We start from the raw sequence: 22,077 nt of genomic DNA on the forward strand, positions 1-22,077 counted from the left end.
AGGCTATGTCGACGCCCGACCCGCCGCCCCGGGATTGACACGGCTCCTCGGCGCATACGGCATCCTGGTCGCATGTCCCGCGAGTCCCGCCCCACCGACGTCCAGGTCGAGACATATCGGCACGGCGACGCGCACACGCGGGTCACGCGGGTGACGACCGGCGCCGGCACCGGACGCTCCTTCGTCCTCGTGGCCGGCATCGGGGTGGCTGCGACGTACTTCGAGTTCCTCGCCCCGTTGCTCGCCGAGCACGGCGAGGTCTACGCCCTCGACCTTCCCGGCTTCGCCGGGGTCCCGGCATCCGGAGAACAGCCCACGCCCTCCTTCTTCGCGGACCAGGTCGACGGGGTGATCGCGCACTACGACCTCGACGACCCCGTGCTCATCGGCCACTCCATGGGCACGCAGGTGGTGACCGAGGTGCTGGCACGGCACCCGGATCTCTCGCACGCGGTACTCGTGAGCCCGGTGGTCGACGAAGACGAGGCGAACGCGTTCACGCAGGCCGTGCGCTTCGTGCAGTCCACCGCGCGAGAGTCGATGCACATCGCCCTGACGGCGGTCTCGGCGTACCTGCTGTGCGGCTTCCTCTACTTCTTCGAGACACTGCCGCACATGCTGCGCTATCGCATCTCCGACCGGATCGGCGAGGGCCGGGCCAGCCTGCTGCTCATCCGCGGGGAGTTCGACCGCCCCTCGCCCCGACGCCTGCACTCGCGGCTGGTCGCCCGGGCGTTGCGCGCCCGACGGTGGGAGATCGAGTCGGCCGCGCACGGCGTCGTCAACAGCCACGCGGTGGGGGTGGCCGAGCTCGTGCTGCGGCACGTGCGCGACGACCTGGCCGCCAAGGGGCGAATGCCTGCGGACGAGGCCGCGGTGCCGCCGGCGAAACACGCCGACGTGCGCATGGTGCTCGGTGCGATGGCCAGTCGCCTCGCCGAGTGGATCAGCGCAGCCCGCAAGGACGAGACCGGCGTCGAACGGGCGAAGGCGCGGCACGCGCGCGTGCTGTGGGAGGCATACCGCCCCGGGCGGTGACGGCGAGGGCGCGTCTGCCTTCCGCACGCGTCAGCTCGCCCACAGCCCCCGTTCAGAGCTGCCCGGCCCGCCGCCGGCGACCAGTCCGAGCGCGCGAAGGCGCGGCATCACCTCGTCGCACAACAACTCGACGCAGCGCCACGACCCCACCGGGAACGCGATGAACCCGTCGATCGCTCGCGCCCGCGCCCGAGCGACGATGGACGCCACCGCATCCTCCGGTGTTCCGACGACCGACCAATGAGGTCCCCCGGTGCGTCTGCGCCCCCTCAACGGATACGTCGCCCGCTCGATCGCAACGGCCTCTTCCCTCGTTCCGGCCAGGAGGAGGGACAGCCCGGGCAGGAGCCGCGGTCGGTCGGATCGCCCGCTCTCCCTCGCCGCGGCACGGATCGCGCTTCGCTGCACGGCCCCCGACTCGCTCTCGATCGCCGAGGCGAACATCGCGTCGGCGCGTCGTCCCGCCAGCGCGATCGTGCGCTCCCCGCCTCCCGCGACCATGAGCGGGAGCGGCCGCCGTGTCGGGGCGGGAAGCGGCAGCGGCCCCGCGACTCGAAAGTTCTCTCCCCCGTGATCCGTGGCACGCACCCGCTCGACGTCGACGAACACGCCGGCATCGCGATCGATGCGCATCGCGTCCGCGGGGAAGCCTGCACGCAGCGACTCCACGACGTCGATCAGTTCCTCGGCCCGCCGCCATCGCGCGGCAGAGTCGGGGAGGCGCTCGACGGAGAACTGCTCGTCCCCGGAACGCGACGTGACCACGTTCCACCCGATGCGCCCCGGAGCCAGGTGCTCCAGAGACACCAGCTGCCGGGCGACGGGATACGGCTCGGAGAAGGTCGCCGACACCGTCACCACCAGCGCGATCCGCTGCGTCGCCCCGGCCAGCTGTGCCGCCTGCACGATCGGGTCCAGTCCGAGGTGGGCGGGGTCGCTCCCGATCGTCTCCCGCGGCAGCGTGAGCGCATCGGGACGGAAGGCCAGGTCGAAGCCCGCGCGCTCGGCACGCACGACGGCGTCGACGATCGGACCGCCCGACAGCAGCTCCTCCGCCCGCGAGTCCTCGCGCCGCCAGGCCTGACCGCGCATCCAGGTCGGCGCCAGCGAGAACCCGGATACCAACGTCATACGATCGCCTCCTCGTCGGGGACCGGGAGGGGAGCGATCGGCACCACCATCGGCGTCCCCGTGACCGGGTGCCGCTGCACGAGCGCCTCCACTCCGAATGCCTCGGCGACCAGCCCGGTCGTCATCACCTGCTCGGGAGTCCCCGTCGCGACCACGCGCCCTTCGCGCATGACCACCAGGTGATCGGCGTAGCGGCAGGCCTGATCGAGGTCGTGCAGCACCAGCACGACCGTGCGTCCCTGCTCCCCGTTCAGTCGCCGGCACAGTTCCAGAACCTCCAGCTGGTGAGCGATGTCGAGATACGTCGTCGGCTCGTCGAGCAGCATCACCGGCGTCTCCTGTGCCAGCAGCATCGCGATCCACGCGCGCTGCCGCTGCCCACCGGAGAGCTCGTCCACCGGACGATCACGAAGCACCGCCACCCACGTCGAACGCATCGCGCGGTTCACGGCATCCGCGTCCTCCGCAGACCACTGCTGCAACAGCCGCTGGTGCGGGTAGCGTCCCCGCGCCACCAGCTCCGCGACCGTCACCCCGCCCGGGGCGGTCGCCGCCTGTGGCAGGAATCCCACCCGACGCGCGAACGCCTTCGGCGCGAACGATCTGACGTCGTCGCCGCCCAGCATCACCCTGCCGGACGCGGGCGGGAGCAGCCGCGCGAGTCCTCGCAGCAGAGTGGACTTCCCGCAGGCGTTCGCCCCGAGGATGACGGTGATCCTGCCCTCCGGGAGCGTCACGTCCAGGTGGTCGACGATCGTCCGATCGTCATACCGCAGCGTCAGCCCCTCGGCCACCAACGAATCCGACATCAACGCCACCCCTTCCCCTCGACCGAACCTCGGCTCGGCACCAGCAGCCACAGCAGGTACAGCCCGCCGACGACACCGGTCATCCGCCCGACGGGCACCGTGAACGTCACCGGCAGGAGCTGGGTCACGAGGTCGGCGACCACGAGCAGCGCCGCCCCCATCGCCGCCGCGCCGATCACCGGCGGCGCATCCGTGCGCAGCAGGCGCCGCACGAGCTGTGGCGCAGCGAGCGCGACGAACGCGATCGGTCCGACCGCTGCCGTCGCCAGGGCGGCCAGCACCACGGCGCACCCCACCAGCACGATCCGCGTGCGCTCCACACGCACTCCCAGCTGCGCGGCGATGTCGTCGCCGAGTTCCATCAGACTCGCCCGCCGTGAGAGCACCAGAACGATCGGGATCACGACGGCGACCCCGGCGAGCACGGGCAGCGCGTGGCTCCACTGGCGGGCGTCGAGCGAGCCGGACAGCCACAGGTTGGCCTGACTCGACGCGTCGATGGTGCCGCGCACCAGGAGCAGACCGTTGAGCGCCGCGGCGATGGCGCCCACACCGATGCCGACGAGGATCAGTTGCCGTCCGGCGATCCCCCCGCCCCGCCGCGCCAGCAGCATCACGATCACGACCGTGACGGCACCACCCACGACGGTGCCGAGCGCGACCTGCGTCGGCTGAGCACCGAACAGCACGATCTGCACCAGTGCCCCCGTCGCCGCGCCCGTGGTGAAGCCGATGACATCCGGGGAGCCGAGCGCGTTGCGCGCGAGCGACTGGAAGATCGAGCCTGACACCCCCAGCGCCGCGCCGGCCCCGATCGCGGCGAGCACGCGTGGCAGCCGCACCCCCTGCACCGCCCGGACCGTCATCGGGTCGTCCGCGACACCGAGGACGGCGCCGGGTACCGCACCCAGGGGGATCGGCAGGCTCCCCACCGTCATCGCCACCGCGCCGGCGCCCAGTGCCACGATGGCGAGCACCACGGTCACGACGATCGTTCGCGGTCGGACGAGGAGGGTGACGCGACCCAGCCGCAGCACTCGACGGCCGCCGGGCGCGACCGTCGTGACCGGCGCGCTCACAGCGGGGCCCATCGACGGCGACGCACCAGCGCCACGAAGAAGGGTCCGCCCAGGACGGCGACCATGATGCCGACACCCACTTCGCCGGGAGGTGCCACCACGCGTCCCAGCACATCCGCGACGAGCACGAGCGCCGCCCCGAGGGCCATGGCCGTCGGCAGCATGCGCCGGTGGTCGGAACCGACCACCATCCGCGCCACGTGCGGCGCCGTCAGGCCGACGAAGGCGATCGGACCGGCCGCCGCCGTGGCACCTCCCGCGAGCACGACCACGGCCAGCCCCGCGACCGTCCACACGAGTGCCGGACGTGCTCCCAGGGCGCGCGCCGCCTCGGGACCGAGCGAGGCGGCATCCAGTGCCCGCGCCAGCAGGAGCGCGAGGACGAGTCCGGTTCCGATCAGCACGACGGCGGGCGGGAGCACGTCCACGTCTCGCCCGGCGAGGGATCCGACCGCCCATGCGCGGTACCGGTCGAAGACCATGTCGTCGCCGTTCACGATCACGATCTGCGCCAGAGCGCCGAGTACGACGGACAGAGCCGCTCCCGCGAGCACGAGACGCACCGGGTCCGAGCCTCGACGTACTCCGCCCAGCAGCATCACGAGGGCTCCGGCGGCGGCGGCGCCGAGGAGCGCAGCCCCGAAGTACGCGATCGGGGCGACGAGCCCGGCCACCGCGATGGCCGCGGCCACGGCCACCGCCGCACCCGCATTCACGCCGAGCAGACCGGGCTCCGCGATGGGGTTGCGGGTCAGCGACTGCATCACGACACCGGCTGCTCCCAACGCCGCACCCACCAGGAGAGCTAGAGCGGCGCGCGGCAGCCGACGGTTCATCAGCAGCAGGTGCGCGTCGTCGGAAGGGTCGAAGGCCCACATCGCGCTCCACAGGTCCGAGGGGGCGAGCATGCGGGTTCCGACGATCGAGCTCAGCACGACGAGCGTGCCGACGACCGCGGTCGCGGCGACCAGCACGAGGATCAAGCGACCGCGGCTCACGCGTGAGGGAGCGGACATCGCCGTTTCAGCTGGTGAGGAGGTGTCGATCATGGCGTTCCACGATCGACCGACCGCTCCCTCCGAGCGGCCGGTCGATCCGTTTCAGGAGAACAGATCCCTGACGTGCTCGACGATCTCGGTCGAGCTGTACAGATCCATGCGGAAGGAGTTCGCGCCGAGTCCGTAGACCTGACCGGCGGCCACCGAGGGCACGTTCGCCAGCACGGGGTCGGCGGCGAACCGCTTCGCGGTGTCGTCGTCGGCCGACAGGATGAAGGTCGTCTCACTGGTCAGCTGCAGCAGGTTCTCGTAGGTCGCCCACACGAAGTCGGCGCGCTGTTGCGCCTGGGTGTGCCAGGCTGGATCGGGGTCCTCGACGGTGAAGCCGAGCGATTCGAGCAGATCCGCATGCGATCCGCCCACGCGGGCGATCGGGTTGTCCTGTCCGGGGCCGTTGAAGGAGATGACGTTGGCGGTACCGTCCGGCACGGTGATGGCGTCGGCCGTCTCGTGCACGAGGGCGTCGAAGTCCGCGATCGTCTTCTGGGCCTCGCCCTCCAGACCCGTGGCCTCTCCCAGCTCGACCGCCAGGTCCTGCCAGGTCTGAGCGCCGTAATCGACCACGATCGTGGGCGCGATCGACTGCAGGTCCGCCACCTGATCGGTCAGTGCATCGCGTCCGCTCGTGGCGACCACGATCAGGTCGGGCTCGTTCGCCATCACCGCTTCGAGATCGAACTCACCGACGCTCCAGAGATTGGTCACGGCGCGCTCCTGCGCGATGTCGGCCCACTGGTCGAACCAGACGCCGCCGACCTGCGATCCACTCGCCACCACGGGAGCGTCGATCGCGAGCAGCGTTCCGGTCACCGAGACGGCCGTCGACAGGATCCGCTTCGGCTGGACGGGGATCTCGGTCGTGGTGCCGTCTGCGTTCTCGAAGACGCGCGGCCACTCCCCGACCGCAGCCGAGGTGTCGCCGGGGATCGTCTGGTCCCCGGCGGTGGCGGCGCAACCGGAGAGGGCGAGGGCGCCCGCCAGCACGAGGCCGATCACGGCCGTCGCGCGGCGGCGCGCGGATGCGGAGATGGTCATGATTCCTTTCCATGGCCCCGGCCGGAAACCGACGGGGCTGTCGTCCGCGAATGCGGGTACGTGCGTCGTCGTCGGCGCGGAGCTCGGGCGCTCCTCCAACGAAGTTAGGCTGTCCTTACTTCATTCGCTGCACCCGGATCGGCACATTCTTGTCCTCACGTTCCCTCCCCGTCCTCGAGGCGATCCCGTCCGGGCCGACGCGCACGGTGGTGCGTCCGGGAGCAGCGATGCTGGTATGGATCGCCGCCGGCTCCGCCGAGGCGACTCTCGGGTCGTCCCGATGGTCGCTCGATGCGGGGCAGGCGCTGTGGGTTCCCGCCGACGCCGGGGCCGTGGTGCGCGGCACAGAAGAAGGCTGCGTCGTGCCGATCCGCATCAGAGAGGCCGATCGGCACGCCGGGCCGACAGCGCCGTTCGTCGCCACCATCGCCGCCGACGTCGTCCCCTCGCTCGTGACCGCGTTCACCCGCAGCCTCGGAGTGCTTCACGGTGGCGGCGTCCGCGCGGCCGCCGTGCTCGGGTGGCTCGGGCACCCGACCGCGGCGATCGTCGGACCCGCCATGCCCTCCTCCCCGGATCTGCGTCGTATCGCCGACGCGCTGCTCGCCGACTCGACCCGTTCGCCCGCCTCAGTGGGCTCCGAGAACGGGATCGGCGAGAGTGTGCTGGCGCGGCGATTCCGGGCCGAGACGGGGTGGACTCCGCTGCGCTGGCGTACCCGGCACGTACTCGCAGGTGCCGCCGAGCAGGTGCGCCGAGGCCGCCGCATCGCCCTCGTCGCCGCGGAGTCCGGATACGGCAGCCCGCAGGCGTTCGCGCGAGCATTCCACCGGGAGTGGGGCGTCGCCCCCTCCGACCTCGTCGAGGGGACTCGCGGAAAGGTCGAGGTCCGACGACACGGCGCGGAGCTCGGTCCGCAGCGCAACGGGTACCACGTCGTGATCTGGGTCGCCGCGGGCAGCGTCGAGCTGCACGTCGACGACCGGACGACGATGGCCCACGCGGGTGAGATCGCCTGCCTCCCCGCCGGCACGTCCTCGGGCTTCGAGGCCGGCGCCGAGGCCGCGGTCCTTCCGCTCGGATGGCTGCCGGGAGGGATCGACGTCGGCGCCGGAGTCATCGGGCACACCACCGCGCGGACTCCGCTCCTGCGACTGTCGGCGTGGGCGTACGCAGGAGCGGACCCCGTCACCGGCGGCGACCCGAGGCTCGTTCTGCAAAACCTCCTCGGCCTCGGCGAGCCGGACGACATCCCGATCGCCGACCTGACCTACGCGCTCCTCGGACGCCTGTCAGATCAGCCGGAGGACAAGAGATCGGCCGCGGAGCTGGCCGCGGAGCTCGGCGTCGCCCCCGCCGAGCTCCGCGACGCCGTCGAGGCCCTGACCGGCACGACGCTCGCCACGTGGCGCGCCCGCACACGGATGGCATGGGCGCGACGGCTGCTGCGCCAGGGCCTGTCCGCATCCGAGGTCGCCGACCGGGTCGGATACGCCGACGCCGCGGCCTTCAGCCGCGCATTCCGCCGCGCGCACGGCTTCTCGCCCCGAGGTTTCTCGCGCACACAGACGCGCAGACCCTGACGCGGATCGACGGCCCGTGAAGCCGAGTCAGGCTCCCAGGTCACGCCCTATCCCGCCGCCGCACCGGTCGGCAACCCCCGAGACGAGCGGCCGCGCACCGCGGAGCATGGGCACGTGGTTTGCCCGTCCCTCGACCCGAGACGATGGTGGCGCGATGCCGTCGGCGCCGATCGCCTGCTTCTCGCCGCCAAGACCGCTCTGGCCGCCGCCCTCGCGTGGTACCTCGCGCCCCTGGTGCCTTTCGCACACAGCGAGTACTCGTACTACGCGCCGCTGGGCGTGTTGGTGAGCATGTACCCCACCGTCGCCCGTTCCGCCTCCAGCGGCATGGAGGCGGTCATCGGACTCGCCGTCGGCATCGGGCTCGGGCTCGGCAGCCTCGCCGCTGTGGGGGCGGGGCTGCCCCGCATCGTCGCCGTCGCGATGGTCATCCTCATCGGTGTACTCCTCGCGGGCGTGCGCGCACTCGGGGTCGGGCGCGATTGGGTCGCGATAGCCGGGCCTCTTCGTGCTGCTGCTCGGCGGTGCCGACCCCGACGGCTACTCGTCGTCGTACCTCATCACCATGGCCTTCGGCGTGCTCGTGGGCGTGGTCGTCAATCTCGTGGTCGTGCCACCCCTGCGCGTGCAACGCGCGGACGACAGGCTCGGCCGCCTGCGCGACGATCTGGGCCGCGCGCTGCGCGGGCTCGCAGAATCGCTTCCCCGGCACGCCTTCGACCCCGCGTCGGCCGATGCCGCTTCCGCGGGGGTGACCCGCATGCTCGCCGACGTGCGCGAGGAGGTCGATCTCGCCGACGAGAGCCGCCGCTACAACCCCCGCAGTCGGCGTCTGCGAGCCCCGCGCGATCTGAACCGCCGCCGACTCGACGCCCTCGCCGCCGCCGCCGACGCGACGCGGGAGCTGTCGTCGACCCTGGCACGGCTCACCGCCGCCCCCGAGAGTGAGAGCCGCCTCCCCGACGACGCGCGACGCGTGCTCGGCAGTGCCATCGGTGCCGCATCGCACCTCGTGACCGCCGCCGACCCCGGGAGCGTCTCGGCGCAGCTGCGCGATGCCGAGAGGGCGCTGGCGCTCTACACCGAATGCCTTCGATCCCTCGCGGCGGAGCCGCTCGATGCCTGGGAGGCGGCGGTGAACGTGCGCCGCGTGCTCACGGCGTGCGGGCCGTTGGCCGACGCCACCGCCCGCTGATCCGCGTGCGGCCCGCGGCCAGCGGCACACGCAGGATCTCGTCGTCGGGCGATGCCCGAGCGTGAATCTCGCCCACCGTCCGCCGCGGCCCGGTTACGCCCTCTCACCCACCCCCGCGAGGCATCGGTGGGCACCGCAGGCGCGCCTGAAGCGGCTAGACCGGAGAACCGACCGCCCCCCACCCCTCCTCGAGGAGCACCCGTGCGCACTCAGACCCCCACGACCCCCCCCCCCCCCCCCCCCGCCGCCGTCGCCGGCTCGTCCTGCCCGTCGTCCTGGCGGGAAGCGTCGCCTCGCTCATCCTCGCGCTCGGGCTCTCGCCCACCGTCGCGGCCTTCACCGCGCAGATCCAGAACACCGTCGACACCGCCGGCAGCGGAACGCTCATCATGCAGGAGACGGTCACCACCAGCACGGGCTCGACGATCACGTGCAAGAGCACCGACAGCACGACGATCGACATGAACAGCGCCACGTGCACCCCCATCAACAAGTACGGCGGCACGATGACGATGACGGCGACGTGGGCCGCTTTCGCCCTTCCGGGCGGGTTGCTGCACGAACCCGACCTCTCCGGCAACGGCCATCACGGAGTCTGGGCGCGGGCGAGCACGCCGTCGGGAGACATCGGCTGCGCCCGAGACACTCCCGCGTCGTCTGTCCTCTTCTCCGGGGGGCAGTGTCTGTACGTTCCCTCGTGGCAGCACAATCCGAACGTGTTCGCCCTCGAGGCGTGGTTCTCGACGACCACGGCCCCCAGCGGCAAGATCATCGGCTTCGGCGACGGCTTCCTCACCCCGGACGATCCGTCTCACTGGGATCGGCACGTCTACCTCGATGACTCGGGGCGCGTCGTTTTCGGCCTGTTCTCCAACGGCTTCGTCACCCTCGCGAGCCCGGCGGGCACGTCGTACGCCGACGGGAAATGGCACTCGGTCATCGCCAATCTGTCCGGAGCGGGGGCCCAGCTCTACGTCGACGGCGTCCTCGTCGACGCGAACCCCTCGGTGACCACCGCGCAGAACTACGGGGGATACTGGCGCGTCGGCTGCGGACGGCTGACGTACGGGAGCTCGGCGCCGAGCACCTTCACCGGCCGCATCCAGTACGCCGCGATCTATGGGCGACCGCTCACCGCGATGGAGGCGCAGCAACATGCCGCAGCCGGTCGCTGACGCCGCCCGTCACATTCGCGCGTAACGCGCGCGGGCGAAGCAGAACAGGCCGTAGACGATCAGACCGGCACCGACGAGCCACAGCACGACCTGGCCGAACGGCAGACTCGCGAGCGAGCGAAGGGCCGCGTCGATGCCGCCGGCGGTGTTCGGATCGTGCTTCACCGCGGCGACGACGAACAGCACGCCCGTCACCCCGACGGCCACACCTTTCGCGACGTAGCCGACGGTGCCGAACACCCGGATGCCATGTCCGGCGGCGCCGCCGGGTGTCGAGAGGTGCTTCTCGAACGCCCGCGTGCAGCCGCGGATGACGAAGGCCACCCCAATGGCGGCCACGCCGATCCCGATGACGACCAGCAGTGCCACGCCGCCGGGCATGACGAGGATCCGCGCACTGAGCGTCTGCGACGACTCCGACGAGTCGGAGCGTCCCCCGAGAGCGAGCGTCAGCGCGGTGAACGCGATGGCCGCGTAGGCAACGGCGGTCCCGACGAACTTGGCCCGGTGGCCCCAACGCTTGGTGGTGTCGGCATCTCTTTCGACCACCGCCTCGGCGATCTGCCACACGGCGAGCGCGGCGAGGCCGATCACGATCGCCCAGAGGAGCGCGAGACCGCCGGGAGCATCGCGCACCTGTTGCAGCGCACCGCTCTGGTCGGCGCTCCCGCCCCCGCCGGTGGCGATGCCGATGGCGATGATCCCGATGAGCAGGTGGAGCAGCCCGAGCACGACGTATCCCGCACGCGCCGCGGCGCGCAACGCCGTCGAGTCCTGCGCTCTGTCCGCCGCGGCCTTCGCAGTTGTCATCCCGGCACGTTAGCGCCGGAGGAGGATTCGCCTCGGGGCCTTGCGCGCCGCACACGGAGCACTTCGACGAGGGCCCAGATGAGCGTCGCGACGACAACGCCCTCGAGGGCGCCCGCGACCACATCCGACAGCCAGTGGGCGTGCAGGTACGTGCGGCTCCACATCATGAGCAGTACCCAGGCGACCCCCGCCATCCACACCCATCGGCGACGCAGGATCAGCCCGAGACTCACCGCGATCGTCGTCGCGACCGCGGTGTGCCCCGACGGGAACGACGTCGCAACCGTCTCGGCGAGCGAGCCGTCGGGGCGATGACGGGCGATGACGGCGGCCATCGGCGCGCCGATGGCCACGACGACGACGATGGATGCCGCGACGGTCAACGCCTCCCACCGTCGCCGCCGGACGACGAAGACGACGACGACCGCGAGACCGATCACGATCATGCCGATCGTGCCGCCCACGATCGCGGGCACCCACGCGACGATGACGCCGACCGGAGAGGCCAGTTGCGCCATCGTGTCATCCCACCAGAGGTCGATCTCGAAGGGCGCGAGTCCGCCGACGGCGACCATGAGTCGCAGCGTCACGAAGAGCAGCGCCGCGGCGACCCCGACGACCAGCGCGATGGGTCGGCGTGCATCGATCCAGGGACGATCGGGCTGGGTGCTGGCGGTGTCGGTCACGGCATCCATGGAGGAATCGTGCCAGGACGACCGCGGGGAAGAAGAGCCGTTGCGCGGAGGGCGCGCGATACTCTCTCGGCGCGCCCGCCCGGTCAGTGCGGCCGTGCCGAGGCGATGAGCATCTCCAGCCCCCGCTCGAACGCCCGCGTCGCGAGAGGATCGTCGGGGTCTTCGGCGTCGAGTGTTTCGAAGGCCGCCGCGAACCGCGGCACACTCTCTTCTTGCCCAGCCGGGTCGAACACGACCCGAGGGCCCGACATGTCGAGGACGCTGCCGAGGATGAACGACTCGAACGCGGTCAGGAGCGGGAGCACGTCGCGGCTCTGCCACCCGACGGCTTCGGCGGCCACCGCGAACTGCTCGTACCCGGCCAGCAGCACCGGTGCCGAGGCGCGCTCGGTCATCAGCAGCGGGATCGCCCGCGCGTGCTGGGCGAAGGCCCGGCGGTACGACCAGGCCCACGCGCGCAGACCCTCCTCCCACGGCTTCTCGCTCAGCGGCGCGAAGTCGATGTGCCGCGAGACGAGCGCCCGCACGTCTTCGACCATGGCGGCGCGGTTGGCGACGTGGTTGTAGAGCGAGGTGGGGTTGACCCCGAGCCGGGCGGCGACGCGTCGCACGCTCGCTCCGTCGGGGCCGTGGCGATCGACGAGCGCGAGTGCCGTGCGCGCGATGAGCTCGCGGCTCAGCAGCGGCTTCGAGGGACGAGCGATGGCAGCCTCCAGGGGTCGTTGCGAGCCTACGCACGGCCGGGCGGAAAACGCGTGGCTCCCGTAAAACAAACAGTGTATGTTTACCGCCATGACCACCGAGGCCTTCACCGTCGTCGAGGCGGACGTCGACGCGCTGCAGGCGGCGCTCGCTGCGGGAACCGTCACCAGCGTCGAGCTCGTCGCCCGGTACCTCAACCGCATCGGCGCGTACGACCGCTCCGGCATGCGCCTCAACGCGGTCCCCGTGCTGCACCCCGGCGTCTTCGCCGAGGCCCGCGCCGCCGACGAACGGCGTGCGCGGGGCGAGCGACGCGGCCCCCTCGACGGCATCCCTTTCACCGCGAAGGACAGCTATCGGGTGACGGGCCTGCCCGTGGCATCCGGGTCACCCGCCTTCGTCGACGTCATCGCCCGAGACGACGCCTTCGCGATCGAACGGCTGCGCGCGGCCGGCGCCGTCTTCCTCGGGCTGACCAACATGCCGCCCATGGCCGCCGGCGGCATGCAGCGCGGCGTCTACGGCCGTGCCGAGTCGCCCTACAACGCCGACTTCCTCACCTCGGCGTTCGGCTCGGGCTCATCAAACGGCTCGGGCACCGCGACCGCGGCGAGCTTCGCCGCGTTCGGCCTGGGCGAAGAGACCTGGTCTTCGGGGCGCGCGCCGGCCTCTCACAACGCCCTCGTGGCCTACACCCCCTCACGCGGGGTGATCTCGGTACGCGGCAACTGGCCGCTCGTGCCGACGATGGACGTCGTGGTGCCGCACACGCGCTCGATCGCCGACCTGCGCCACGTGCTGGACGCCGTGATCGCCGACGACCCCGACACCTCCGGCGACCTGTGGCGTATGCAGCCCTGGATCGATCTGCCGCACCCCTCCGCGGTGCGCCCCGACTCGTTCGCCACACTGGAGACGCCGCCGCTGGCGGGACGGCGCTTCGCCGTGCCGCGCATCTACGTCAACGGCGACCCCGACAGCGCGATCCCCATCGACACCCGCGAAAGCGTGATGGAGCTGTGGCGCGCCCTGCGCGCCGACCTCGAGGCCGCCGGCGCCGAGGTCGTCGAGACCGACTTCCCGGTGGTCGAGCGCTACGAGAAGCTGCACGAGGGCGACGAGGACTTCCTCGACCGGGGTTTCGTCACCCGCGAGTTCCTCGATGACGAGGTCGGCGACCTGGCGGTGTGGGCGATGGACGCCTTCCTGCGCTCCAACGGCGACCCCGATCTGAACCGCCTGGCCGACGCCGACCCGACCCGGATCTTCCCGCCGCCCGCCGGCGCGCTGCACGACCGGTACGGCATCTGGCATTTCGACATCTCGTACGACATCGGCGACTACGTGCAGCGTGCCCGCGCGTGGGAGCCCGACTGGCGCGAGGTGCCGAGCCTCGAGCGCGGCCTGCGGGGCCTCGAACATACGCGCCGCGTGGACTTCGAGCAGTGGTTGCACGAAGAGGGCTTCGACGCGGTGACCTTTCCCACGCAGTCCGACGTCGGCCCCGCCGACGCCGACGTGAACCCGGCCTCGGCCGACATCGCGTGGCGCAACGGCGTATGGGTGTCCAACGGCAACCTCGTTCCCCGCCATCTCGGCATCCCGACCGTGACGGTGCCGATGGGGACGATGGCCGATACGGGGATGCCGGTGGGTCTGACGATCGCGGGAGCGGCGTACAGCGACACCCGGCTCGTGCAGCTCGGCGCGGCGATCGCGGCTCTCGGCGAGCGCCGCACGCCGCCGCCGCGCACACCGGCCCTGTCCGACGAGGCGCTGTTCGCCACGTCGAGACCCGTCGCCGCGGGTGATCTGACGGTGTCGCTCGACGACGTCTCCCTCTCGGGCACCCGGGTGCGGTTCACCGCGACGGTCACGACCGGTGAGGAGGCCGAGGTGGTCGCCTTCGTCGACGGCGCTCGCGTCGGGGTCTCGCGCGACGGTGCGCATGTCAGCGGCGCGACCGATGTCGCACCCGGCGCGTACGGTGAGCCCGTGAGCGAGTGGGTCGCCCCGTACGGTCCACTCGTCGTCGTCGTCGCCCGCACCACCGCCGGCGTCGTCGCCGGGGCGGTCGCGACCACCCCGCATGCTTCGCTCTGAGATCCCAGCCCTTCGAGGAAGAGACTGATGACCGACGTCTTCGACTACTTCGCCCAGGTCGACCTCCCCACGCCCACGCTCTCCGACGACGAGGTGCGCCGGCTGTTCGCCGAGGTCTTCGGCATCGACATCGACGTGCAGGCGCTGGGCAGCCAACAGGATCAGAACTTCCGCGTCTTCGCGTGCGGCTCGGCGGAACCGCTCGGGGTGCTCAAGCTCAGCAACCCGGTCTTCAGCGAGGCCGAGATCGACATGCAAGACGCCGCGGCCGCCGTCGTCGCCGACCGGAGCGCGCAGGTACGCGTCCCCCGCATCGTGGAGGGCCCGCGCGGGCCGATGTCGGCGTGGTGGGAGTCGTCGCAGGGGCGCATCCACGCGCGCGTCATCGAGAACATCGCCGGACGCACCCTCACGGGCTCCGGCTACCTCTCCTCCGCCGTCGTCGAGGCCATGGGCGCCCTGGCCGGGGCGGTCAGCCTGTCGCTCGCCGACTTCGCGCACCCCGCGAGCGGTCGGGTGCTGCAGTGGAATCTGCAGCATGCCGCCCGCGTGATCGACACCCTGCTCCCCCTCGAACCGGATGCCGCGGTGCGCGGTGCCGCGCACCGCGCGGCCGATGCGGCCCTCGCCGCCCTCGCGCCCGTCGCCGACGCTCTGCCGGTGCAGGCCGGGCACTTCGACGTCACCGATGACAACGTGCTGCGCGCCGACGGCAACGCGGTGCCCGACGCGATCATCGACTTCGGCGACGTCTGCGCCTCATGGCGGGTGGGTGAAATCGCGGTGACGGTGTCGTCGGTGCTCCACCACGACGGCGCCTCGCCCGAGACGACGCTGCCCGCCATCCGCGCGTTCGACCAGCTGCGGGCCCTGAGCGACGACGAGATCACGGCGTTGTGGCCGCTCGTCGTGCTGCGCGGCGTCGTGCTCGTGCTCAGCGGGCGGGCCCAGGTGCGCCTCGACGACGAGAACCTGTACGCCTCGACCGCGCTCGAGCGGGAGTTCCGCATCCTCGAGCAGGCGGCGTCCGTCCCCCTTGCGGTGATGACCGCCACGATCCGTGCGGCTCTGGGCCGCCGTTCCCGCCCGGACCGCGCCTGGACCGGCCCGCAGCTCGTGCCCGTCGTCGGGCCGCGCGTCGAGCTCGACGCCTCGACCGAGTCGCCCCTGAACGACGACGGTGCGTGGCTCGACCCGACGGCCCTGGATGCCGCCGCCACCGCGGCCCTCGATGCCGGCGCCGCGGCGGTCACCGTGCCCGCGTGGCGGGCGCAGCTCACCGGCACCGTCGATCCTCTCCCCTCGACGACGGCGACCATCCCGACGGGGGTCACCCTCTGGCTGGATCAGCCGGCACCCCTGCCGCCCGGCGAGGTCGTCCACGACGGCGACGCCCTCACGTGGACCTCGGGCGATGAGACCGTGATCGTCACGGGGATGCCGGTGGGCTCGGCATCCCCGGTTCTCCCCTCCCGGAGGCGCCTGGTCCTCAGGCGGGCGGCCGGCGGCGACGTTCCGCCGCTCCGCGTCTCGCCCTCGCTGGCCGCAGCCTGGCGCCAGGTCGTCGGCGACCCCGGCGCGGCCCTCGGCCTTACCGCCGTGCCGCCGCCCGCCGACGACGCCCTCGACCGGCGGCACGCGGTGCTGGCCGAGGTGCAGGAGCACTACTACGCCGCGCCTCCGCGCATCGAGCGCGGCTGGCGTGAGTATCTGATCGACGTCGACGGGCGCGTGTACCTCGACATGGTCAACAACGTCGCCTCGGTCGGGCACGCCCACCCGCACGTCGTCACGGCGGGCGCACGGCAGATGCACCTGCTGAACACGAACTCGCGGTTCCACTACCGGGCCATCGCCGACTACGCCGAGCGCATCGCCGCGACCCTCCCCGACGGCTTCGACACCGTGTTCTTCGTCAACTCCGGTTCCGAGGCCACCGACCTCGCGATCCGCCTGGCCATGGCCGCGACCGGTCGCCCCGACATCGTCGCGATGCGCGAGGCGTACCACGGCTGGACCTACGCCAGCGATGCGGTGTCGACCTCGATCGCCGACAACCCGTTCGCCCTCGAGACCCGGCCCGCGTGGGTGCACACCGTCGATGCCGCCAATTCCTATCGCGGCCGGCACCGGGGAGCGGATGCCGAGAAGTACGCGCCCGAGGCCGTCGCCGTGATCGACGAGCTCGCGGCATCCGGTCGCCCGCCCGCGGGCTTCATCGCCGAGCCGTACTTCGGCAACGCCGGTGGCGTCGCGCTGCCCGACGGATACCTGAGCGCGGTGTACGCCGCGATCCGCAGCCACGGCGGACTCGCCATCGCCGACGAGGTGCAGGTCGGCTACGGCCGGCTCGGCGAATGGTTCTGGGGCTTCCAGCAGCAGGGCGCCGTGCCCGACATCGTCGCCGTGGCGAAGTCGATCGGCGGCGGCCACCCCCTCGGGGCGGTCATCACGCGCCGCGAGATCGCCGACCGCTACCGCACGCAGGGATACTTCTTCTCGTCCACCGGCGGCTCGCCCGTGTCGGCGGCGATCGGCATGGCCGTGCTCGACGTGATCGCGCAGGAGGGCCTGCAAGAGAACGCCCGGGTCGTCGGCGGCCATCTGAAGAGGCGGCTCGAAGAGCTCGCGGGCGTGCACGCCCTCATCGGCGCCGTACACGGGTCGGGGCTCTACCTCGGGCTCGAGTTCGTGCGCGATCGCGAGACCCTGGAGCCCGCCACCGCCGAGACCGCCGCCATCTGCGACCGCCTGCTCGAACTCGGCGTCGTCATGCAGCCCACCGGCGACCACCAGAACGTGCTCAAGATCAAGCCGCCGCTGGTCACGACGCGCGCCTCGGTCGACGTGTTCGTCGACGCGCTGGATCACGTGCTGACCACCGGGTTCTGACGCCCCGCACCCGAGCACCCGCCCACCCCCATCAGAAGGAGCCGCCATGTGGCGCATGCCCGCCGAATCCGCCCGGCACGAGCGCACGTGGATGGCTTTCCCCCGCGAGGGCGTCACCCTGGGCGAGGGCACGGCGACCCGCGAGGAGGGGTACCGCGCGTGGGCCGACGTCGCCCACGCCGTCGCGCAGTTCGAGCCGGTCACGATGGTCGTCGACCCGACCGAGATGACCCGCGCCCGACGCATGCTCACCTCGTCGATCGAGATCGTCGAAGCCCCGCTGGACGAGTTCTGGATGCGCGACGTGGGGCCCACCTTCGTCGTCGACCCGGACCGGCCGGGTGTGCTCGGCGCGGTCGACTGGATCTTCAACGGCTGGGGCGCCCCCGATTGGGCCGAGTGGCAGAAGTCGGCTCTTCTGGCCCGGGTGGTGGCAGAGCACGTCGGCGCCGAGCGCATCGACTCGCTGCTCGTGGCCGAGGGCGGCGGCCTGCACGTCGACGGCGAGGGCACCGTGCTGCTGACCGAGACCGTGCAGCTCGACCCGCGCCGCAACCCCTTCGCCGATCGCGCCCGCGTCGAGGCCGAGATGGCTCGCACGATCGGGGCGACGGATGCCGTGTGGCTCTCACGAGGCCTGACCCGCGACTACGACGACTTCGGTACCAACGGCCACGTCGACATCGTCGCGACCTTCGCCGCACCCGATCACGTGCTCATCCACGATCAGACCGATGCCGACCACCCTGACCACGAGGTCTCGCGCCTCGTCCGCCGGGAGCTCTCCGACGCCTTCGCGGCCCTCGGACGCACCGTGACCATCACCGGCGTTCCCGCTCCCTCGACCGTGCGCGACGACCACGGATGGGTGGACTGGAGCTACATCAACCATCTCGTCACCAACGACGGCGTGGTGCTGTGCGGCTTCGGCGACGAGACCGCCGACGCCCGCGCACGCGACATCGTCGCGGACGCGTACCCGGGGCGGCGTGTGGTCACGGTCGACGCACGTGCGCTGTTCGACCGGGGTGGCGGCATCCACTGCATCACGCAGCAGCAGCCCACCGTGAACTGAGCGGTCACCGGAGAACGTCGGGCGTCCACTCCGGCCACTCCACCCGCCCGACCGGGATGCCGTTCTGATACCGAGCCACGAGCCGGAACGGCGCGGCAGCGCGGCTGTTGTCGAGAAAATCGGCGCGATCTGCGATGTCGCGAGCGGCGGACACGTACGTCCAGAGTCGCTCGTACCGCGCGCGCACCTTCTGCTCGGGCACGTCGTGTCCGCGATCGAAAGCCACGCGCTCCTGGACGCGGCGCACGGTGACCTCGAGCGGGAGCATCATCACGTGGAGGTGGACGTGGTAACCATGGGCTCGGGCCTCCTGCACGAGCTGGAGCTTGCTCTCGTGACTGAACACGGTTTCCGAGATGAAGGAGTCGCCGCGCGCGATCGCGTGCGCGCGCTGTTCAGCGGCGGCTTGCGAGGCCTCGCGAGCGTGTTCCATCTGCGCATCCGGCCATCGTTCGGCAGCGATCACATCGGCGTTGATGAAGGGCAGATGCGTCACGGAGCCGATGACGCGGGTCACGAATGTGGTCTTCCCGGAGCCGTTCGGACCCGCGATCAGATGGAGGACGGGCATCAGTGGGCGCGAGGATCGCGCGCGACGACGCCTCCGTCGTCATCCGCTTCGGTCCATGGCCGCCCGGCGGAGGTGAACTCCGCGGCAAGGTCGAGAGAGGCGATGCGATGCGCGAACTGTTCTTCCCACTCGGCGCGCACGCGCGCCTGTTCCGGTTCCGAGAGGTTGTCGTAGCGCGCCTCACCGGCGAGTACGCGCTGGATATCGCGGGCACTCACGCGCGCCGACGACTCGAGTTCACGGCCGATCCGCGCCCAATGAGAGATCTGTTGGGCGGCACTTCGACTGGCGGCGGCACCGACCGCCTGCGCCGCCTCGTAGAGGTCTCCGTCCACGCGGGTGGGCATCGTACGCATCTCTTCAGTGTAGCAATCTGCTACACGACAGGGGGGCGCACTCGTGTTCCGGCGTACGGCAGCACCGACAGAGCCCTCCCCCGCGGGAGCGACTACGGTGGGATGCGGCGAAGCCGCCCTCGCGGCTGTCGCCCCACGCTCATGAGACCGCCCCTTCCCTCGCCCCTCCTGCTCGCCGGGCCCGTCCTCGTCGTCGGCGACGGCCGCATGGGCCGCGCGCTCGTCGCAGCCCTCGAGGAGGCCGGCGTGCGGGTCGCGGGCCCCGTGGGCCGGGGCGAGACGGGTGCGGACGCCGGGATCGTGCTCCTGGCGGTGCCGGATGCCGCGATCGCGTCCGCTGCCAGTGCCCTCGCCCCCGGACGCCTGGTCGGCCACCTCTCCGGGGCACGAGATCTCTCCGTCCTGCACCCGCACGAGGCCTTCAGCCTCCACCCCCTCATGACGGTGACCGGCCCCGGGGCGCCCTTCGCGGGTGTCACCGCCGCCCTCGCGGCGACCACCCCCGCGGCGTTCTCGGTCGCGGCCGCTCTCGCCGACGTCCTGGGGATGACGGGGGTCGAGGTCCGCGACGAAGACCGGGTGGCGTACCACGCCGCCGCCTCGATCGCGGCGAACTTCCTCGTGACGCTCGAAGGGATCGCCGAGCAGCTCGCGGCGACCGCCGGGATCGAGCGGGAGGCCCTCGTTCCCCTCGTGCGCGCCGCCGTCGACAACTGGGCCGACCGCGGAGCCGCCGCCGCCCTGACCGGTCCGGTCTCCCGCGGCGATACGGCCACGATCGCGCGACAGCGCCAGGCGATCGCCGAGCGCCTCCCCGACCGCGTGGCGCTGTTCGATGCCCTGGTCGACGCCACGCGCGAGCTCGCCGCCACCCAACGCACCAGAATCGAGGCCGCCCCGTGAGCGTTCGCGTTGTTCGCACCGTCGCCGAGTTGCGCGCAGCCCTCGCCCCGCACCGGGCGGCCGGGATCGGTTTCGTGCCCACCATGGGAGCCCTGCACGAGGGGCACCTGTCGCTGCTGCGTGCTGCCCGTGCCGAGAACGCCACGGTCGTGCTGTCGATCTTCGTCAACCCGACGCAGTTCGGCGAGGCCGCCGACCTCGCGGCGTATCCGCGCACCGAAGACGCCGACGTCGCGCTGGCCGGCGAGGCCGGCACCGACCTCGTCTTCGCCCCCTCCGCTGCCGAGATGTACCCGGCCGGTTTCGCCACGTCCGTTTGCGTGGGCGGCGCCATCACTGCAACGCTCGAGGGGGCGCTCCGCGGCCGCTCCCACTTCGACGGAGTCGCCACGGTCGTCGCGAAGCTGTTGCTCGCGGTGCAGCCCGACCGCGCGTACTTCGGCGCCAAAGACGCACAGCAAGTCGTCGTGGTGCGGCGGATGGTGAGCGATCTCGGCATCCCCGTCGAGATCGTCGCGTGCCCGACCTCTCGCGACGCCGACGGCCTGGCCCGCTCGAGCCGCAACACGCGCCTGTCGGCCGAGGCGCGTGAGCAGGCGGCCGCCATCCCCCGGTCTCTGCGCGCCGCTCAGGACGCCTTCGCCGGCGGCATCCGCGATCCGCGCGGACTCACGATCCGGGTGCGCGACGAACTCGCCGCGGCGGGGTTGGACCCGGAGTACGTCGAGATCGTCGACGCCGACACTCTCGAGCCGATCGCCGACCTGGCGGGGCCCGCGCTGCTCGCCGTCGCCGTGCGCGTCGGCGAGGTTCGGCTCATCGACAACGTGGTGCTCGCCCCGGGCGTCGACGACCGCATCGCCCTCGAAAGCGGATCCGCGTGACGCGCCCCAAGGTGACGTTGCCCCGCCTCCGCGCGCTGGCGGCCGAGGCAACGCCGATCGTCATGGTCACGGCATACGACTTCGCGTCGGGCCGGGTCGCCGAGCGCGCCGGTGTCGACATCGTGCTGGTCGGCGATTCCGGCGCCCAGGTCGTCCTGGGCCACCCCGACACCACCTCGGTGACACTCGACGAGATGCTGACGCTCGCAAAGGCCGTACGCCGAGCCGTGCACACGCCGCTCGTCCTGTGCGACTTACCCTTCGGCTCGAGCGAGCTGAGCGACGAGCAGGCGGTGGCGACCTCCGTCCGCTTCGTGCACGAGGCCGGCGCCGAGGCGGTCAAGCTCGAGGGCGCGAGCCCGGCACGCCTGTCGCGCCTACGGGCGATCGTCGAGGCGGGCATCCCGGTCGTGGGCCACGTGGGCCTCACCCCGCAGACCGCCACGGCTCTCGGCGGTCTCCGCACCCAGGGGCGCACCGTCGACGAGGCCTTGCGCGTGGCTCGCGACGCGCTCGCGGTACAGGATGCCGGAGCCTGCGCGCTCGTCATCGAAGCCGTGCCCGCCGACGTCGTCGCGGAGATCCGGCGGGCGCTGCGCATACCCGTCATCGGTATCGGCGCGGGTGCTGCCGACGGCCAAGTGCTCGTGCAGCATGATCTGCTCGGTATCTCGGAGGGCCGTGTGCCCACGTTCGTCAAGCGCTACGCAGACCTCGGCAAGGCGATGGTCGACGGCGTCGAGGCGTACGCGCGGGAGGTGCGCGACGGGCACTTCCCGGCGGTCGAGCACACCTACCCGGCCTCCGCCGACGTCGTGGCAGCTGTGCGGGAGTTCGTCGACGGCCGGTGAGCGGCCGGCTGCTCTGCCCCCCCCCCCCCCCCCCCCCCCGGCCCGCCGGGAAGCGGCACACGAGCGAGGCGTCGCGGGATCACGGCCCGGAGCGGCACGTCGTCCCACGGCTTCGTCGCGAGCGCGGCGGTG

20 protein-coding genes and 1 pseudogene are annotated in these 22,077 nt (G+C 71.9%); 10 read left to right on the forward strand and 11 right to left on the reverse strand.

The window, feature by feature from the left end; all coding sequences use genetic code 11:
- Positions 1 to 72: 72 nt before the first annotated feature.
- A complete protein-coding gene (locus QE412_RS09920) occupies positions 73 to 1,038 on the forward strand; it encodes an alpha/beta fold hydrolase (protein WP_307482942.1) in 966 nt (321 codons plus the stop codon).
- Between the two features lie 30 nt (positions 1,039 to 1,068).
- On the opposite strand, the gene QE412_RS09925 is transcribed toward QE412_RS09920, so the two are convergent.
- The 5 genes from QE412_RS09925 to fepB all read right to left on the reverse strand — a co-directional run bounded on the left by QE412_RS09925 (position 1,069) and on the right by fepB (position 6,150).
- On the reverse strand, positions 1,069 to 2,169 hold the full coding sequence (locus tag QE412_RS09925; protein ID WP_307482945.1) for an LLM class flavin-dependent oxidoreductase: 1,101 nt from the start codon (positions 2,167 to 2,169) through the stop codon (positions 1,069 to 1,071).
- Positions 2,166 to 2,978 (reverse strand): ABC transporter ATP-binding protein, encoded by an 813-nt coding sequence (locus QE412_RS09930; RefSeq protein WP_307482948.1) that lies wholly within the window; start codon positions 2,976 to 2,978, stop codon positions 2,166 to 2,168. Before QE412_RS09930 ends, QE412_RS09925 begins: the two co-directional genes overlap by 4 nt.
- Entirely contained in the window at positions 2,978 to 4,057 is a 1,080-nt protein-coding gene (locus tag QE412_RS09935) for a FecCD family ABC transporter permease (protein ID WP_307482949.1), read from the reverse strand. The genes QE412_RS09930 and QE412_RS09935 overlap by 1 nt, the downstream gene beginning before the upstream one ends.
- A complete protein-coding gene (locus QE412_RS09940; RefSeq protein WP_307482952.1) occupies positions 4,054 to 5,055 on the reverse strand; it encodes a FecCD family ABC transporter permease in 1,002 nt (333 codons plus the stop codon). Before QE412_RS09940 ends, QE412_RS09935 begins: the two co-directional genes overlap by 4 nt.
- A 102-nt stretch (positions 5,056 to 5,157) precedes the next feature.
- On the reverse strand, positions 5,158 to 6,150 hold the full coding sequence (gene fepB, locus QE412_RS09945) for a Fe2+-enterobactin ABC transporter substrate-binding protein (protein WP_307482955.1): 993 nt from the start codon (positions 6,148 to 6,150) through the stop codon (positions 5,158 to 5,160).
- A 149-nt stretch (positions 6,151 to 6,299) separates the two neighbouring features.
- Here fepB and QE412_RS09950 point away from each other — a divergent pair, with 149 nt between their 5' ends.
- Positions 6,300 to 7,733 carry a helix-turn-helix domain-containing protein gene (locus tag QE412_RS09950; protein ID WP_307482957.1) on the forward strand — a complete coding sequence of 478 codons (1,434 nt, stop codon included), beginning with the start codon at positions 6,300 to 6,302 and terminating at the stop codon, positions 7,731 to 7,733.
- A gap of 263 nt (positions 7,734 to 7,996) precedes the next feature.
- On the opposite strand, the gene QE412_RS09955 is transcribed toward QE412_RS09950, so the two are convergent.
- Positions 7,997 to 8,170: a hypothetical protein gene (locus QE412_RS09955; RefSeq protein WP_307482960.1), complete on the reverse strand. Its 174-nt coding sequence runs from the start codon at positions 8,168 to 8,170 to the stop codon at positions 7,997 to 7,999.
- Positions 8,171 to 8,241: 71 nt separating this feature from the next.
- Here QE412_RS09955 and QE412_RS09960 point away from each other — a divergent pair, with 71 nt between their 5' ends.
- A complete protein-coding gene (locus QE412_RS09960; protein ID WP_307482964.1) occupies positions 8,242 to 8,928 on the forward strand; it encodes a hypothetical protein in 687 nt (228 codons plus the stop codon).
- A 389-nt stretch (positions 8,929 to 9,317) separates the two neighbouring features.
- On the forward strand, positions 9,318 to 10,103 hold the full coding sequence (locus QE412_RS09965) for a LamG-like jellyroll fold domain-containing protein (protein WP_307482967.1): 786 nt from the start codon (positions 9,318 to 9,320) through the stop codon (positions 10,101 to 10,103).
- 9 nt (positions 10,104 to 10,112) lie between these two features.
- Here QE412_RS09965 and QE412_RS09970 read toward each other — a convergent pair whose 3' ends face one another.
- From QE412_RS09970 to QE412_RS09980, 3 genes are all read right to left on the reverse strand, one after another.
- On the reverse strand, positions 10,113 to 10,913 hold the full coding sequence (locus QE412_RS09970) for a DUF1206 domain-containing protein (RefSeq protein ID WP_307482970.1): 801 nt from the start codon (positions 10,911 to 10,913) through the stop codon (positions 10,113 to 10,115).
- On the reverse strand, positions 10,910 to 11,608 hold the full coding sequence (locus QE412_RS09975) for a phosphatase PAP2 family protein (RefSeq protein ID WP_307482973.1): 699 nt from the start codon (positions 11,606 to 11,608) through the stop codon (positions 10,910 to 10,912). The genes QE412_RS09970 and QE412_RS09975 overlap by 4 nt, the downstream gene beginning before the upstream one ends.
- Positions 11,609 to 11,691: 83 nt before the next feature.
- Positions 11,692 to 12,513: a TetR/AcrR family transcriptional regulator C-terminal domain-containing protein gene (locus QE412_RS09980; protein WP_307482976.1), complete on the reverse strand. Its 822-nt coding sequence runs from the start codon at positions 12,511 to 12,513 to the stop codon at positions 11,692 to 11,694.
- On the opposite strand from QE412_RS09980, the pseudogene QE412_RS09985 reads away from it, so the two are divergent.
- The 3 genes and pseudogenes from QE412_RS09985 to QE412_RS09995 all read left to right on the forward strand — a co-directional run.
- Positions 12,401 to 14,074 (forward strand): annotated as a pseudogene (locus QE412_RS09985) (amidase); the annotation flags it as partial. The gene QE412_RS09980 and the pseudogene QE412_RS09985 overlap by 113 nt on opposite strands.
- A gap of 366 nt (positions 14,075 to 14,440) precedes the next feature.
- On the forward strand, positions 14,441 to 17,305 hold the full coding sequence (locus tag QE412_RS09990; protein ID WP_307482980.1) for an aminotransferase: 2,865 nt from the start codon (positions 14,441 to 14,443) through the stop codon (positions 17,303 to 17,305).
- A 46-nt stretch (positions 17,306 to 17,351) separates the two neighbouring features.
- On the forward strand, positions 17,352 to 18,380 hold the full coding sequence (locus QE412_RS09995) for an agmatine deiminase family protein (RefSeq protein WP_307482982.1): 1,029 nt from the start codon (positions 17,352 to 17,354) through the stop codon (positions 18,378 to 18,380).
- Between the two features lie 4 nt (positions 18,381 to 18,384).
- Here the strand turns inward: QE412_RS09995 and QE412_RS10000 are convergent, their stop codons facing one another.
- Complete coding sequence (locus QE412_RS10000) at positions 18,385 to 18,951, reverse strand: AAA family ATPase (protein ID WP_307482985.1); 567 nt, start codon at positions 18,949 to 18,951, stop codon at positions 18,385 to 18,387.
- On the reverse strand, positions 18,951 to 19,307 hold the full coding sequence (locus QE412_RS10005; RefSeq protein ID WP_307482988.1) for a TA system antitoxin ParD family protein: 357 nt from the start codon (positions 19,305 to 19,307) through the stop codon (positions 18,951 to 18,953). Before QE412_RS10005 ends, QE412_RS10000 begins: the two co-directional genes overlap by 1 nt.
- Positions 19,308 to 19,448: 141 nt before the next feature.
- On the opposite strand from QE412_RS10005, the gene QE412_RS10010 reads away from it, so the two are divergent.
- The 3 genes from QE412_RS10010 to panB are packed head-to-tail and all read left to right on the forward strand — an operon-like array spanning position 19,449 to position 21,945.
- A complete protein-coding gene (locus QE412_RS10010) occupies positions 19,449 to 20,210 on the forward strand; it encodes a Rossmann-like and DUF2520 domain-containing protein (protein WP_307482991.1) in 762 nt (253 codons plus the stop codon).
- The gene (gene panC / locus QE412_RS10015; RefSeq protein ID WP_307482992.1) at positions 20,207 to 21,094 is read left to right on the forward strand and encodes a pantoate--beta-alanine ligase; all 888 of its coding nucleotides are present in this window, start codon (positions 20,207 to 20,209) and stop codon (positions 21,092 to 21,094) included. The genes QE412_RS10010 and panC overlap by 4 nt, the downstream gene beginning before the upstream one ends.
- Positions 21,091 to 21,945 (forward strand): 3-methyl-2-oxobutanoate hydroxymethyltransferase, encoded by an 855-nt coding sequence (panB, locus tag QE412_RS10020; RefSeq protein WP_307482996.1) that lies wholly within the window; start codon positions 21,091 to 21,093, stop codon positions 21,943 to 21,945. Before panC ends, panB begins: the two co-directional genes overlap by 4 nt.
- Positions 21,946 to 22,077 lie beyond the last annotated feature (132 nt).

Source organism: Microbacterium trichothecenolyticum (assembly GCF_030818955.1).
In the GTDB taxonomy this organism is placed as follows: domain Bacteria; phylum Actinomycetota; class Actinomycetes; order Actinomycetales; family Microbacteriaceae; genus Microbacterium; species Microbacterium trichothecenolyticum_B.

Coding starts and splice junctions, on each gene's coding strand:
- fepB (WP_307482955.1), bottom strand. CDS start 6,150: ATGACCATCTCCGCATCCGCGCGCCGCCGCGCGACGGCCGTGATCGGC.
- QE412_RS10000 (WP_307482985.1), bottom strand. CDS start 18,951: ATGCCCGTCCTCCATCTGATCGCGGGTCCGAACGGCTCCGGGAAGACC.
- QE412_RS09965 (WP_307482967.1), top strand. CDS start 9,318: ATGCAGGAGACGGTCACCACCAGCACGGGCTCGACGATCACGTGCAAG.
- QE412_RS09930 (WP_307482948.1), bottom strand. CDS start 2,978: ATGTCGGATTCGTTGGTGGCCGAGGGGCTGACGCTGCGGTATGACGAT.
- QE412_RS09920 (WP_307482942.1), top strand. CDS start 73: ATGTCCCGCGAGTCCCGCCCCACCGACGTCCAGGTCGAGACATATCGG.
- QE412_RS10005 (WP_307482988.1), bottom strand. CDS start 19,307: ATGCGTACGATGCCCACCCGCGTGGACGGAGACCTCTACGAGGCGGCG.
- QE412_RS09975 (WP_307482973.1), bottom strand. CDS start 11,608: ATGGATGCCGTGACCGACACCGCCAGCACCCAGCCCGATCGTCCCTGG.
- QE412_RS09980 (WP_307482976.1), bottom strand. CDS start 12,513: ATGCGGTTGAGGTACCGGGCGACGAGCTCGACGCTGGTGACGGTTCCC.
- QE412_RS09955 (WP_307482960.1), bottom strand. CDS start 8,170: ATGAGGATGACCATCGCGACGGCGACGATGCGGGGCAGCCCCGCCCCC.
- QE412_RS09970 (WP_307482970.1), bottom strand. CDS start 10,913: ATGACAACTGCGAAGGCCGCGGCGGACAGAGCGCAGGACTCGACGGCG.
- QE412_RS10010 (WP_307482991.1), top strand. CDS start 19,449: ATGAGACCGCCCCTTCCCTCGCCCCTCCTGCTCGCCGGGCCCGTCCTC.
- QE412_RS09990 (WP_307482980.1), top strand. CDS start 14,441: ATGACCGACGTCTTCGACTACTTCGCCCAGGTCGACCTCCCCACGCCC.
- QE412_RS09925 (WP_307482945.1), bottom strand. CDS start 2,169: ATGACGTTGGTATCCGGGTTCTCGCTGGCGCCGACCTGGATGCGCGGT.
- QE412_RS09995 (WP_307482982.1), top strand. CDS start 17,352: ATGTGGCGCATGCCCGCCGAATCCGCCCGGCACGAGCGCACGTGGATG.